Below are 14,745 nucleotides of genomic sequence, written 5' to 3'. Positions count from 1 at the left end.
TGCAACACCCTCTTATGAATAAACAATTATATTATCTACCGCAACATTGTTTATATTTTTTACCTGAACCACATGGACATGGATCATTTCTTCCAACTTTTTTCTCTTTCACAACTGTTCCAGATTTTTTAGATTCAAGATATAATTCTTTTCTTCTTTGTACAGTTAAAAGATTGTCCCATGCTGGCAATTCATATAACCAGTCAGCTTTACAACCAACCATGTTATAGTATAATTTTTCTTTATCGAATCCAAGATTAACTTCTGTATTCTCGTCCATTGTTTCAATTGGATTTGGATTGTTTAAACTTTCATCAATTCCATCTAAGAAGCCAGTCATTGTTTCGATATCTGTACCATACTTTTCTGCTAATTCTTTTACTGTTCCAGTAACAACTGTTTCAGGATCTGCTAATAATTGTTCATAGATACCTTTTTCAATATTAAAATAATTAGCCCAAAAAAGTTGACCTGCTTGTTGATTTGTATCTTGAGAGTACGCATGCTCTCTCCATTGTTCTAATAAACTCATGTTAACCCTTCCTTTTGCATTGGTGTTCATTGCTCGTTACAGTATATCATATATTATAGGAGGATTTCAACCAAAATCTGCAATTCATCTTCTATATCCACTATTATCGATTTAATTCACTTGCAGCTCTTTGTCCTGAGTGTTCTTCCATGATTCTTGTAACTTCATTAAGATTCGTTGATAATACATCTCCAGGAATGGTATTTTTAAGCGCACTTACGACATTTCCAAACTGAAGAGCTTTCTCACAACTATCATATTGAAGTAAGCCATATAATACACCTGATACATACGCATCACCACTACCAATACGGTCAACTACTTCAATATTTTCATATGGTTTTTCTTGATAATAGCAATCTTCCTTCGCATTATAAATAATCGAATTAAAGTGATGTTTCTTAGGACTGATAATTGTTCTCTCTGTTGTAGCAACAATCTCAACTCCATACTCTGTTGTATAAGATTTCATAACATCTTTCAAGTCGCCTGTTTTTTTAAACATCTTTCTTGAAGTTTCTTCCGAAGCAAACAAGATATCTACATAAGGAAGGATTGTCTCTATTGTTTCTCTCGCTTCCTCTTCTGTCCATAAGTTTGCTCTAAAGTTAACATCAAACGATATCTTCGTTCCATTTTCTTTGAATTTCTTAATAATCTCAACAACATTCTCACGTAATTCTTTTGATAATGCAAGAGAAATTCCGCTTGTATGAAATAATCTTGTTGAACTGTACACATCTTCTGAAATATCATCCACAGTCAATGAATTGATTGCAGAATATGCTCTGTCATAAACTACAGATGTCTTTCTAGGGTATGCACCGTTTTCATAATAATAGATACCAAGTCTTGAATTTTTCGACTTATCATATACTAAATAATCATCACTTACACCACAGAAACGAATATGATTACGAACAAACACACCTAAATCATTCTGAGGAACTTTAGAGATAATTCCAGTACGTAAACCAAGTGCCGCAATACCCGATACTACATTAAGTTCTGCTCCACCTGCACACTTTTGGAACGTATCGCCTCTTACAATTCTCTCATTATTAGGAGTAGATAAACGTAATAAAATTTCACCAAGTGCTAATGCTGCATATTCTTTTTTTCCCATACTTTCACCCCATAATCATAAGAATGCCCAAATACTACATAGGCTTAACATGATTCTTTCCGTAATTTTTCTTTATCTTAACAAGAAAATAGCATATTTACAATGTTCATTTCTAGCCTAAATATAGACTTTTCTGGCACAAATTATAGACTACAATTTAAATCCAAAATAATTAACTGCATTGTAATAAGAAATGTTCTCAATCATCTTACCAAGAACTTTTTCATCGTTCGGATATTCACCATTTTCAACCCAGTTACCTACTAATTCGCAAAGAATTCTTCTAAAGTATTCATGTCTTGTATAAGATAAAAAGCTTCTTGAGTCTGTAAGCATACCGATGAAATTACCTAGTAAACCTAAGTTTGCTAATGAAATCATCTGATCTGTCATACCTGTTTTATGATCATTAAACCACCATGCACTACCTTGTTGAATCTTACCTGCAACACCAGCATCTTGGAAACAGCCAAGAATTGTTCCAATTGCCGCATTATCGTTTGGATTAAGACTATAGATGATTGTTCTAGGCATTTGGTCTGTTGCATTTAATGAGTTAAGGAAATCAGCCATTTGCGCAGAAGGTGCATAGTTATTAATACAATCATATCCTGTATCTGGGCCTAATTGATTGAAACGGAATACATTGTTATCACGTTTACAACCATAGTGTAACTGCATTGCCCAATCAAGTCTATGATACTCTTTTCCAACAAATAGCATAAATGCTGTTTTGAATTTAAGTTCTTCTTCTCTTGTAACTTCGCCACCTTGCATTCTCTTTGCAAAGATTTCTTCTATCTCTTCGTCAGAAGCCGGAACATACATTACATATTCAAGTGCATGATCGGATACATTACAGCCATTCTCTGCAAAATAAGCAAGACGATTTTGTAATGCTTCTTTTAATGATGCAAATGTTGTAATCTCTACTTTACTTACCTCTGCTAATTTGTTCAAATAATCAACGAAATCCACTTTCTCGATATTCATTGCCTTATCTGGTCTCCAAGCTGGAAGTACTTGAACGTCAAATGTTTCGTCTGCTGCAATTTTTTGATGCCACTCTAATGAATCAATTGGATCATCTGTTGTACAGATTAATGTAACACCTGATTGCTTAATTAGATTACGAACACTCATAGAATCTTCCTGTAATTTTGCATTACATAGATTCCATACTTCCTCTGCTGTTTCTGAATTTAAGTAACCTGTATATCCAAAATATCTCTGTAATTCAAGATGACTCCAATGATATAGTGGATTACCGATTGCCTTCTCTAATGTTTCAGCCCATTTTTGGAACTTTTCTCTGTCTGTTGCATCACCAGTAATGTATTTTTCTTCGATACCATTTGAACGCATTTGACGCCATTTGTAGTGGTCTCCACCTAACCAAACTTGAGTAATATTCTCAAATTTACGGTCATTTGCAATCTCAGCAGGATTGATATGACAATGATAATCAAGAACCGGTACGGCTGCTGCATGTTCATGATAAAGTTTTTTTGCTGTATCTGTTGATAATAAGAAATCCTTATCCATAAATTGTTTCATACTGTATTTACCTCCTATAGGATTACGCCATCTCTAAATACCGAGATTTCTTTGTATCCTCTCTCTTCATTCTTTGTCATCTTTCCTGAAGCAACATCTAATAAATAACGGAAAAATTCATCTGTAACTGTTTCAAAGGATTTTCCTTCTAATATTTGTCCAGCATTAAAATCAATCCAATTTGTCTTTTTGTTATATAGATTACTGTTTGAAGATATCTTAACCGTTGGTACTGGAGAACCGAATGGATTTCCTCTTCCTGTTGTAAATAGTACCATTTGTACACCACTCGCAACAAGATTTGTACAAGAAACCTGATCATTTCCTGGCCCAATCAATAGGTTAAGACCACATTTTTCTACACGTTCCCCATAATTAAGAACACCAACGACAGGAGCGTGACCACCCTTTTGTGTACAACCAAGGGATTTCTCTTCCAAAGAAGAGATACCACCTTTCTTGTTACCTGGTGATGGGTTTTCATAAATTGTTTGATTGTATTTTGTAAAATAGTTTTTGAAATTATTAATTAAATCTACGGTTTCGTCAAATGTCTCACGGTCAACAGCACGTTCCATCAACAAAGTCTCTGCACCAAACATCTCTGGTACCTCTGTTAAAATCGTACTACCACCACAGCTTACAACACGGTCATTAATTCTACCGCATAATGCGTTTGCTGTAATACCAGAGAACGCATCAGAACCACCACATTTGAAGCCCATAACAAGTTTATCTGCTGATACGGTTTCACGTTTGAATGTAGAAGCATAATCAACAAGCTCTTTCATAATATCCATACCAGCTTCATATTCGTCTTCTACGTCTTGTGTCACTAAGAATTTGATACGGTCTGAGTTATACTCACCAAGAACTGGTTTGAATACATCTAAATTATTGTTTTCACAGCCAAGACTAAGTACTAAAACAGCACCTGCATTTGGATTATTGATAATTCCTTTTAGTATCTGTTGCGTTCTTTCATGGTCTTCTGTTAACTGACTGCAACCCATATTATGAGTAAAAGCGCAGATATCATCTACTTTATCACCATATAACTTCTTCGCCTGTTCTTCTATTATCTTAGCAGTTGTATTAACACAACCTACTGTTGGAACAATCCAAACCTCATTACGGATACCAACTTTTCCATCTTCTCTTACATAGCCATCAAATGTATATTCTGATTTTCCTTTGAAAGGTTCAAATGTTTGCTCTGCTTCCTTGTATTCATAGTTAAGAACACCATCAAGATTTGTCTTTAAATTATGAACATGAATATGTTCACCTTTTTTAACATCACATCTTGCATGACCAATTGGATGACCGTATTTAATAATATTTTCATTCTCTTTCATATCGTATAACGCAACTTTATGACCAAATGGAATATCATTTAATACTGTTACTTCTATACCATTAACTGTTAATGTTTCTCCTGCTGTAATTTCGGCTAAAGCAACTGCAACGCTGTCTTTATGCGAAATCATAATTAACTTATTTTCCACTAAGATGCACCCCTCTCTTATCTCACTCTGTAACTATTCCGTACTACATTCTTTAAGTTAGATTACAAAATAATTCGTTTTATATTATAATTCAAGTGCCAAAAAGTCATCTCAAACATTTACTTATAATCTTTTGACACTTGAATGTCATTCAGCAATTCCAACTACAAACTTGCTACGATTTCTTTCATCTCTTTGCTATTCATCTCTTCTAAGTATGTAGCTACAGCAGTCTCTAACCCAGCTACTTCTGTCAAATCTTTTCCGCTCCAGAATTCAGTATTAGAAAGTACAGCTTTTGCAATCTCAGCAGAACTATTGTTTGCCCATAATTTTTCGAAGAATTCAAGCACTTCTGCATCGTCTTTTACTTGGTACTCTGTGCCATCTGCTCTCTTGCCCATATAATTTCCATCAACATTTTTGATTTGATAGAATTTGATAAATGCTGCTAATGAGAATGTTAATAGCTTAGGTACTTCACCAAATTTGTCAACATAACCAAGTAAAGAAGGAAGACATCTTGCATTGAACTTCGCACAAGAATTCAAAGAGATATCAAGTAAGTTATGTTTAATATATGGATTTGCAAAACGATCACTTACTGCTTTCGCAAATTCTTCTAACTCATCTTTTGGTAACTCTAATGTAGGAATTACTTCGTTATATAGTAATCTTTCTAAGTATGATCCGAATATTTCATCCTTCATAAAATCAAGAACAATGTTATGTCCAGCAAGGTAAGCAGCTAATACTGTTGAAGTATGCCCACCGTTTAAGATACGAACTTTTCTCATCTTATATGGTTTTACATCTTCTGTCCAAAGTACATTTGCTTCTCCTTTATGAATTGGGAGAATGTCTGCCCATTCTTTCTTTCCTTCAATTACCCAAAGGTTAAACACTTCACTTGTTACAATAATATCATCACTATAGCCGTTCTTTTCTTCAAAGTATTCAATTTGATCTCTTGGATATCCTGTAACGATACGGTCTACTAATGTGTTTGTGAACTTATTCGCTTCCTCAATCCAGTTGATAAATTCTTTCTCTAAGTTCCATTCGTTTGCATATTGAAGAACAATTCTCTTTAGTTCTGTACCATTATAATCAATTAATTCTACAGGCAAGAATAAAAGACCTTTGCTCATATCTCCATTAAATGCTTTGTATCTCTCATATAAGAATTGTGTCACTTTCGCTGGGAATGAGCTTGCTGGAGTGTCTGTTAACTGATCTCCTTCTTTATACGAGATACCTGCTTCTGTTGTATTAGAAACTACTACTTCAAGGTCCGCACTTCTTGCAATTTCCATTAATGCATCAAAATCACGATATGCATTGATACATCTTGAAACACTTGTTATTACTTTGATTTTCTCTACTGCTTCACCATTTTCAATGCCACGCATTGCTAGTGTATAAATGCCATCTTGTGCATTAATCATATCTGACATCTGAGGGAAATTTCCAATTGGCTGACAAAGTACAATACTTCCTTCATAATCTCCTCTTTCATTTGCTCCATCAATCATCCAATCTGCAAATGCACGTAAGAAGTTTCCTTCTCCAAATTGTAATATTCTCTCTGGGTAGTTACCGAATTTTTTTTCAATTTTCTCATTTACTTTCATACTCACAATCACGTATCCTTTCCATATGTTGAACATGTTTTTGGCTTGTTCTGATTTTTTATTATTACAAAGTTGTCCGTTTCTCTTCTTCCAACGTTTCTTACCTTTTGCTTCTTACATTACTAACAAGCGACATTATTTTATAGAGCATTATAAATCTTCTCAAGATACTCCCTAGCAAATACTGCATTCTCTGGTGTTGTATTTTCTAATGTTGTATGAATATATGGCTTCTTTTCTTTAATAAAACGAAGAATATTTTCATAATTCATCATACCCGTTCCTGCGGCTACTGATTTCATCTTATCTTCCTCTAAGACAAAATCCTTAATATGAACTACTGCCACATCATCACCAAGAAGTTCTATTGCTTCCTTGATAATACTCTCTCGTTCCTGGTAGTTTCCTTCAAACAACAAATTAACAGGATCTAATATAATCTGTAGGTTCGGGGATTTTATCGTATCGAGAACTTGTCTTGCACGCTTTGGATTACATACAATATGCTTATATACTGGTTCAATCGCCAAGATTACCCCCATCTTTTCTGCATATTCTACAACTGGTTGTAAATTACGAATAAAAAGTTGTAACGACTCTTCGGTATGGCAAGCTGGTTCAAATGCATACGCTGTATTTGGTGCACCAGTTTCTGTGCCTACTACACCACAACCTAAATGTGCTGCAAATCGAATATTTGCCAAGTATCTCTCCATATTCTTTTCTAACTCTTCCTGATCTGGAGTTGCCAAATTCAGGTAACAGCCAAGAACTGCAACATCAATTCCTGTTCTAGCAAACATATTTTTCAGATACATTGCATATCCAGGTGTTAATGCACTATTATCAACTGTATTTTCACGAATTACTTTTGATAAGGCAAGGTGACCACATACAAATCCTTGCTTTCTGATTTCTAGCAATCGTTCCTCTAATGGCAATTGCTTTGCATCATGAAGTCTTAATCCTATCTGCATACTCTTCCTCTCTCTCTTACAATCGTTGTCAAATCACAAAACTCTTTATCATTCCCACAGATATAGCTATATGTTTTATATCTGTCAATACAGTTTCACAATTTCCATCTACTCTACACAATCAACATTCAGTAGCGTGATTGCTTCTCCATCTTGACCAGTGATTGCAACATCTTTGATAATCATCTTCTCAACATTGTTTGCATAGATTCCTAGTTTCGAACAAGGCTCAATACCATTCATCATCGCTGGTACATCTTTCTTTGGATTTTCAGCATAGGTAACTGATATATTCTTCATCTCGATACATTCTATCTTCTTCTCTGGTAAACCATAGAAGTAAGCCGCCGCAACGTGGCAATCTTTACAAGTAATATTACGAAAGGCAAGATGCTTAATAACTGGCGTTCTCTCATCTACCGGATGGTATTCTTTCGATTGTACATACTCTGTTCTTCCATCTGGGTCACAGAAATAGAATTCATTTACTACAAATGGTGTCATTACATGATCCATTCGAATATTTTCAAATACAATTTCATCAAGAACAGCATCTTTACCTCGTCCTCGTCTTGTCTTAATACGAAGCCCACGATCAGTATGGCGGAAGATACAATCCTTAACTGTTACCTTGTTTACTCCACCAGCCATTTCGCTACCAACAGTTACTGCTCCATGTCCATTCTCCATTAAACATTGGCGGATTCTTATATTTGTAGAAGGTTTCTTATACTTTTTACCCATATAGATTTTCCCTGATTTAATTGCAATACAGTCATCTCCTAATGTAAATCGAATACCAACAATGTCTACATTCTCACATGATTCAGGGTCTAATCCGTCTGTATTCGGCGAATTATGTGGATTCTCTACAACAAGATCATAAAATCCAATATCATCACTAAAGTATGGATGCAATGTCCATGCTGGGCTGTTCTTAAATGTTAACCCTTGCAGTATTACATTCTTACAATTGTTGATAAAGAATAATCTTGGACGAAATGCTCCACGCATAACCTTTTCATTGAACCACCAGTTTTCACGACTCGCATTCCCTTCAATAATTCCTTGACCATAAATAATGACATTCTCTACATTTACACCAGTAATAATGCCTGAATACATAATTAACGGATTACCTTCCCATGTTCCTAAGTTATATTCCTCTTTTTCATCAAAACTCTCAATTAGACCTGGGAATTTAGGAAAATGGTCACGCTCGGTATCTGCCGACAACATGGCATCTTTTGCAAACTCTATGCGGATATCACTTTTCAAGAAAATACTTGTTACTTTGTAAGTTCCCTTTGGAAAATACACTCTGCTGTCTTTCGGACAAGCCATAATAGCTGCTTGTATATAGATGGTATCATCTTGAATACCATCCCCTTTTGCTCCAAACTTTGTTACATCTAATGTTACAAATTCATAATCTGTACAAAACGTCGCTTCTGCTACTGTCTCACTATCAAGTTTTACCTGTACTTGATACTCGGTATCTGGCCATAAATCATAGATACTTGTAACAACTTTATTCGTACTACATCTATATTCATCATTCACAAAAATCTCATATGTTTTCTTTGTTTCATAAATGTCATTGTCGTTAATTTCAATTACAACGTTTCTAGCGGTTTTCATAAGAATCGCAAGATTCATACCCATACTCACCGTCCTCTCAACCCGATCTCTTTTATTCATCTTTATAATAACAACAGGCTGCTAAATCATTTCATTCAGCAGCCTGTTGTTTTACTATATATTTACCACCTTAAACCGGCCGGAAAAAGATCAATTTTACACTTAACCTTTTACACCACCAGCTGTAATACCATCAACAAATGTACTTTGTGCACTAAAGAATACGATAAGTGAAGGTAAAATGGATATCAAGGAAACTGCTAAAACCCTGTTCCATTGGAATCCATTATCTGCATCCATAGACATCTTAACGAAGTATGCAGCTGGATAATGAGATGCTGTTTGTACATAAAGCAATGGTCCCATAAAGTCATTTGATGACCACATAAATTGGAATAATGCACAAGATACAATCGCTGGTTTAATCATTGGAACAATTACTTTAACCAATGTTTGAATTACATTACAACCATCAATTTTTGCTGCTTCTTCAAGTTCTTTTGGTACATTACGTAAGAATTGAATTAGCATAAATACAAAGTATGTATCAATCGCAAAAAGTGTTGGTACAATAATTGGAAGGTATAATGGTGAATCTACCCAACCTAATTTGTTGAAAAGAATAAATTGTGGTACATTTAATACTACTTGAGGTAAGAAAAGTGTTCCCATTAATACAGCAAATAGGAAGTTTCTACCTTTGAATTTGAATCTACCAAAACCGTAAGCTGTAATAACTGACGATATGATAGTAAACACTACTTTAGGAATAACATATGAATATGTGTTAATTAATGATTTAAATAAGTTGATATCTCCACCATATCCTTGAACAGCCTTCTTATAACCATCAAGCGTAGGTTCTTTTGGAATCAATCCAATTCCTGAGAAGATTTCGTTGTTATTCTTAAATGTCGCACCAATCATCCATAGCAATGGATAAACCATGATAAGTCCAACAAGAATTAATACTGTGTATTTAAGAATAGTAGATATTATTCGTTTTGTTCTCAATGTCATTATCTTCTACCTCCCATCATCATCGCTATAGTATACCCAATGCTTCTGACTCCAGAATGCAACTGCTGTAAGAACCATTACGATAATAAACATTACCCATGCCATAGCACTTGCAAGACCCATCTCATGTGACTGGAATGCACTTGTGTAAACTAATAGAGATATTAATGTTGTAGAATTTCTTGGACCACCATGTGTAATGATGTAAGGTCCATTAAATTCTTGGAATGCTTGACATAATTGTGTTACTAAGTTATAGAAAATAACTGGTGTAATCATTGGTACTGTAATTTTGAAGAATTGTCTCCATTTACCTGCACCATCAATTGCAGCTGCTTCATATAAATCTGCTGGAACATTCTTTAATGCTGCAAGGAATATAACCATCGCAGAACCAAACTGCCATACACGAAGTAAACAAATAATAAAGATTGCATATTTAGGATCACTCAACCAATGTGGACCTTGAACACCAAAGAATCCTAATGCTGTGTTTACTAGACCGTCATCTCTAAATACCGCTTTCCATAATACTGCTATCGCTACAGAACCACCAAGGATAGATGGAATATAGTAAGCTGTACGGAAGAAGTTAACACCTTTGATTTTAAAGTTTAAGATATACGCAATAAATAACGCTGCTGTCAACTTTAATGGTACTGTAATGAAAGAATACTTAAACGTAACCTTTAGCGCCTTAACGATTTTAGGTGAAGTAAAAATCTCCTTATAGTTCATTAAACCTGTTTGTGAAATACCTTTGAACAAATCAAAATCAGTAAAACTGTATACCAAGGAAGAAATGAATGGATACAAACGGAAAATCAAAAATCCAATCAGCCATGGTAGTATAAAGAAAAACCCTAAATTGTTTTGAAATGTTTTCTTCATAGAAAACTTCTTTTTTGGAACAAAAACTGCTGAACCAGCTGCATTCTTTGCCATATAATTTTTCCTCCCTTTCTTTTGTATTATTTCGCCATTAGACTTTGTGCATATGCCATCATAAAAGGAGCTACGTCCTTTTGGTCATTTGCTGTTGCTTCTTCAGACAAATAATACTTGACACTTCCCAAAATCTCATCTGCACGTTTCTTATATTTTTCCTCTGAAAGTATACCGAGGCGGCAGCCTTTTAATATTGCATATGCAATCATTGAAGTACCTGATGTTTCTGTATCATTACATTCTAAATCACTTCTGTCTACAACCTGATAAAACATCTTGTCTGTTTCATCTTGATACTGTAAAATTCCTTTTACAGCCTCTTTAAATAAACTCTCTAACGTTTTATAAGCCTCAAAAATCTCAATTGACATTACATCCATTGTATCAACCAAAGACATTAGATACCAACCCATGGAACGCAACCTAAATGCCCCTTGTATTGTTTTTGATTCATCAAACGCATGATAATATAATTGCTTCTTATCATCAAATATATATTTTCTGACATTGGTAAACTGTTTTATAATGTCATTATAATTTTCCTTCTTATTAAATGTAGTTTCGTAAGCCATGTAAAATGGTAATACCATATACAAGTCATCTAACCATATTTGATTTGGATAAATCTTTTCGTGCCAGAAGTTACCACACTTTGCTCTAGGCTGACTTCTTAGCTGTTCCATTATATATTCAATTGCTTTGTAATACTTGTCTTCTTCTTTTTCTTTATGTAGGAAAAAGAAAACCTTACTAGCATTAATACTGTCTAAGCTGTATTTATCTTTCTCATAATTAATAATTGTTCCGTCTTCTCTTACAAACAAATCAACATAGTCTGTAATAAACTTCTTGTAAAACTCATCATTCGTTGCCTCATACATCTGCTGGCAACCTATAAGTATGCATCCGTCTTCATAGTTCCCATATTCTTTATCATTATGGTAACCAGAAAGATATTCTTTTATATATTGTGCTACTTTCATGACTCTCTCCTGTTCAATTTTTTCACGTAATAGAACGCATTTATCAAAGGCTCTATCGTCATGAATTAAAGGGGATATCCCAGAGGATATCCCCCCGTTTTATTCACATAACATATTATCAGAATTATTCAGAAATTCTTACGATTTAGTTACCAAGTACTGCGTTAACTCCATCTGCAAGAACTTGTGCAGCTTGAGCTGTATCATAATCACCGTAGCTTAAACCTTGGAATGCATCATAGTAAGTACCATCTGAACCTTTAAGTTTAGCATCTTCAAATGTTGGATCTAATTGGAATTGAGTCCAAGCTAAGATCTTTGCGTTTGCTTCTGCTACTGTAGCATCTAATAAGTTGTTGTTTTGGCAGTATGCTAATGCACTTGCACTTAGAGGAATACCTCTTTGTGATCCCATGATTGCAACACCTTCATCTTCATTTAATAAGAAGTTGATTAATCTTGCACATTGTTCTGGGTACTTAGTGTTTTTAGAAATTGCAAATGCTAAAGAAACTTTAGAGAATCCACCTTGGTATTCTCCCATATCTTTAAAGTAATCACCAACAACAAATTCTTGTCCTTCGTTTAAAGCACCTTTGAATTTACTTGCTGAAGAATCCCATTCAAAGATACCAGCGTAAGTTCCTTCCATCCATTTAGGGTTCTTATCTAATGATTCAGCACCATCGCCTAAGATTGTTTGGATTGATGGGGTTACATGTGAATCTTCTAATGATTGAATAAAATCAATACCTGCTTTGATTTCATCTGTTGTGTAATTTAATGTACCATTTTCTACCCAAGCTTTACCGTAAACTGATTCTAAGTAGTAAACCATAAGAATCATTCTGTCGTACTCACCAAGTACTAATGGATAGAAATCATCACCAAGAACATCTTTGAAAGTTTGTCCAGCAGCTTTTAATTCTTCTAATGAAGTAGGAACTGCAATACCAGCTTTATCAAAAGTAGTTTTGTTGAAGTAGTAAATTCTACCTGTCATTGCAACTGGAACTGCTTGAAGTGAATCTGCTACAACACATTGATCTAAAGCTGGTTGAGCAAATTTAGATAAATCTAAAGTGTCTTTTACTTCGTTTAAGTCTAAGAATGCGCTTCCATCAGAACTGAAAGAAGAAATCCAGTTCCAGTTGATTTGGTTAATGTCTGGTGCAGTTTTTGAGTAAAATGCAGTTGACATTTTATCTTCCCAACCAGTCCATGCGCCGTAATCCATCTCTACTTTAACATCTGGGTTTAATTCCATGAATTTGTTAACTGCATCAATTGTTGCAGTATGTCTTTCATCTCCACCCCACCAAGACATCTTGATTGTTACTTGTTCTGTAGTTGTAGTGTCTGCTGTTGTATCATCTTTTGCTACATCATCTTTTGCAGTATCTGTTGTTGTGTCCTCTTTAGTAGTTGTGTTGTTTTTCTTGTTTGTTGGATTTGATTTTCCACATGCTGCTAATGATAATACCATTGTACATGCTAAACAAAGTGCTACAACTTTTTTAAATTTTTTCATAAAAGCCCTCTCCTTTTTTCCTTTTCTCTTAAATTTGTTGGATTAAAGTTTTACTTTTTTACACTTTCATAAGATAAACGCTTTCTTACATGGGCGTGTAAGTTATATGTAATATATTATGTAAGTGCTTACATTTATATTACATCATTCTAGCAAAATAGTCAACACCTTTTTTATTGTTTTTTGTCACTTTTATCTATTAACCATTAATCACCCCTTTCTTTTTTGTATATATTTATTCCAAATCCATTATTTTTCCCTCTTGTAACTATTTATAATATCATTTATAATAGAATATATAACTGAAAGCGTTTACATGTAATACTATAGATATAACATTTTTATATTGTAACCATTTTCATATCTAGTATAAATAAACATTCCTTGCTATAATTAATGGCAGTAATGTTTCGAAAGAGGTATAAGCGAATGAATATATATGACATTTCTCAGAAAGCTGGTGTTTCCATTGCTACCGTATCAAGAGTTATCAATGGCAACACTAATGTAAGCGAAAAAACACGGCAAAAGGTAATGGCTGTTATAGAGCAGTATGATTACACTCCGAATGCATTCGCAAGAGGATTAGGTCTTAATACAATGCAAACAATAGGAATCCTATGCGCTGACTCTTCTGACCCCTACCTTGCCAGTGCCATTTACCATTTAGAACAAATGCTACATAAAGAACAATACGACTCCTTACTTTGCTGTACAGGTTATGAACAGGCAGATAAAGAAAAGTACCTTAACTTGTTACTATCCAAAAAGGTTGACAGCGTTATTCTTGTAGGTTCTAATTTCGTTGAAACAGATAAAGAAAATAATCAATATATAATAGAAGCAGCGAAGACAATTCCCATCATGCTTTTAAATGGTGCTATTGACGCTCCTAACATCTACAGTTCTCTCTGTGACGACTACCATGCTATATTCCAAATCACACAACAACTATTAAAAACCAATCACAAGCGTCTTCTTTATCTCTATAATTCTGATTCTTATAGTGGTAAGAAAAAATTAAAAGGTTTTTATGAAGCTCATGCTTCTATGAATATTCCAATTGATGATTCTTACGTTCAGTACTTTGCTGGTGACATTTATGAAACTCGTGATTTCTTGATTGGTTTAGCAAAAAAAGGTCTGGTGTTTGACTCTATTGTTACTTCAGATGATAAGCTAGCTGTTAGCGCAGTAAAATATGCAAAATTACAAGGAATTTCTATTCCTGATGAATTATCGATTATTGGATATAACAATTCCATCATCGCCACTTGTTGCGAACCCG

12 protein-coding genes are annotated in these 14,745 nt (G+C 34.3%); 1 reads left to right on the top strand and 11 read right to left on the bottom strand.

What is annotated here, in order from left to right; all coding sequences use genetic code 11:
• Positions 1–31 precede the first annotated feature (31 nt).
• The 11 genes from RMR19_RS07835 to RMR19_RS07785 form a co-directional block, all read right to left on the bottom strand.
• Positions 32–532 carry an SEC-C metal-binding domain-containing protein gene (locus tag RMR19_RS07835; RefSeq protein WP_310602936.1) on the bottom strand — a complete coding sequence of 167 codons (501 nt, stop codon included), beginning with the start codon at positions 530–532 and terminating at the stop codon, positions 32–34.
• Positions 533–635: 103 nt separating this feature from the next.
• The gene (locus RMR19_RS07830; RefSeq protein ID WP_310602935.1) at positions 636–1,658 is read right to left on the bottom strand and encodes a sugar kinase; all 1,023 of its coding nucleotides are present in this window, start codon (positions 1,656–1,658) and stop codon (positions 636–638) included.
• Between the two features lie 150 nt (positions 1,659–1,808).
• Entirely contained in the window at positions 1,809–3,215 is a 1,407-nt protein-coding gene (uxaC, locus tag RMR19_RS07825; RefSeq protein WP_310602934.1) for a glucuronate isomerase, read from the bottom strand.
• Between the two features lie 14 nt (positions 3,216–3,229).
• Positions 3,230–4,705, bottom strand: coding sequence for a UxaA family hydrolase (locus RMR19_RS07820; protein ID WP_310602950.1), 1,476 nt, complete (start codon positions 4,703–4,705; stop codon positions 3,230–3,232).
• 182 nt (positions 4,706–4,887) lie between these two features.
• On the bottom strand, positions 4,888–6,357 hold the full coding sequence (locus RMR19_RS07815) for a tagaturonate reductase (RefSeq protein WP_310602949.1): 1,470 nt from the start codon (positions 6,355–6,357) through the stop codon (positions 4,888–4,890).
• Between the two features lie 140 nt (positions 6,358–6,497).
• A complete protein-coding gene (locus RMR19_RS07810; protein WP_310602933.1) occupies positions 6,498–7,334 on the bottom strand; it encodes a sugar phosphate isomerase/epimerase family protein in 837 nt (278 codons plus the stop codon).
• Between the two features lie 108 nt (positions 7,335–7,442).
• A complete protein-coding gene (locus RMR19_RS07805; RefSeq protein ID WP_310602948.1) occupies positions 7,443–8,993 on the bottom strand; it encodes a glycoside hydrolase family 28 protein in 1,551 nt (516 codons plus the stop codon).
• Between the two features lie 144 nt (positions 8,994–9,137).
• Positions 9,138–9,995 (bottom strand): carbohydrate ABC transporter permease, encoded by an 858-nt coding sequence (locus RMR19_RS07800; RefSeq protein ID WP_310602932.1) that lies wholly within the window; start codon positions 9,993–9,995, stop codon positions 9,138–9,140.
• A 6-nt stretch (positions 9,996–10,001) separates the two neighbouring features.
• Entirely contained in the window at positions 10,002–10,886 is an 885-nt protein-coding gene (locus tag RMR19_RS07795) for a carbohydrate ABC transporter permease (RefSeq protein WP_310602947.1), read from the bottom strand.
• A gap of 80 nt (positions 10,887–10,966) precedes the next feature.
• Positions 10,967–11,926, bottom strand: a complete 960-nt coding sequence (locus tag RMR19_RS07790) for a glycoside hydrolase family 88/105 protein (RefSeq protein WP_310602931.1) — start codon at positions 11,924–11,926, stop codon at positions 10,967–10,969.
• Positions 11,927–12,071: 145 nt separating this feature from the next.
• Positions 12,072–13,457 (bottom strand): ABC transporter substrate-binding protein, encoded by a 1,386-nt coding sequence (locus RMR19_RS07785; protein ID WP_310602930.1) that lies wholly within the window; start codon positions 13,455–13,457, stop codon positions 12,072–12,074.
• A gap of 429 nt (positions 13,458–13,886) precedes the next feature.
• On the opposite strand from RMR19_RS07785, the gene RMR19_RS07780 reads away from it, so the two are divergent.
• The coding region (locus RMR19_RS07780) for a LacI family DNA-binding transcriptional regulator (protein WP_310602929.1) at positions 13,887–14,745 on the top strand (859 nt) is incomplete at its 3' end.

The sequence above is a fragment of the Anaerosporobacter sp. genome, assembly GCF_031551385.1.
Lineage (GTDB): Bacteria > Bacillota > Clostridia > Lachnospirales > Lachnospiraceae > Anaerosporobacter.
The sequence above is the reverse complement of the archived record's forward strand: the minus strand, read 5'-3'. Positions and strand labels throughout refer to the sequence as shown.

Excerpts from the sequence above, each read along its gene's own strand:
- RMR19_RS07820 (WP_310602950.1), bottom strand. The coding sequence starts at position 4,705 with ATGATTTCGCATAAAGACAGCGTTGCAGTTGCTTTAGCCGAAATTACA.
- uxaC (WP_310602934.1), bottom strand. The coding sequence starts at position 3,215 with ATGAAACAATTTATGGATAAGGATTTCTTATTATCAACAGATACAGCA.
- RMR19_RS07810 (WP_310602933.1), bottom strand. The coding sequence starts at position 7,334 with ATGCAGATAGGATTAAGACTTCATGATGCAAAGCAATTGCCATTAGAG.
- RMR19_RS07795 (WP_310602947.1), bottom strand. The coding sequence starts at position 10,886 with ATGAAGAAAACATTTCAAAACAATTTAGGGTTTTTCTTTATACTACCA.
- RMR19_RS07785 (WP_310602930.1), bottom strand. The coding sequence starts at position 13,457 with ATGAAAAAATTTAAAAAAGTTGTAGCACTTTGTTTAGCATGTACAATG.
- RMR19_RS07790 (WP_310602931.1), bottom strand. The coding sequence starts at position 11,926 with ATGAAAGTAGCACAATATATAAAAGAATATCTTTCTGGTTACCATAAT.
- RMR19_RS07805 (WP_310602948.1), bottom strand. The coding sequence starts at position 8,993 with ATGAATCTTGCGATTCTTATGAAAACCGCTAGAAACGTTGTAATTGAA.
- RMR19_RS07800 (WP_310602932.1), bottom strand. The coding sequence starts at position 9,995 with ATGACATTGAGAACAAAACGAATAATATCTACTATTCTTAAATACACA.
- RMR19_RS07830 (WP_310602935.1), bottom strand. The coding sequence starts at position 1,658 with ATGGGAAAAAAAGAATATGCAGCATTAGCACTTGGTGAAATTTTATTA.
- RMR19_RS07815 (WP_310602949.1), bottom strand. The coding sequence starts at position 6,357 with ATGAAAGTAAATGAGAAAATTGAAAAAAAATTCGGTAACTACCCAGAG.
- RMR19_RS07835 (WP_310602936.1), bottom strand. The coding sequence starts at position 532 with ATGAGTTTATTAGAACAATGGAGAGAGCATGCGTACTCTCAAGATACA.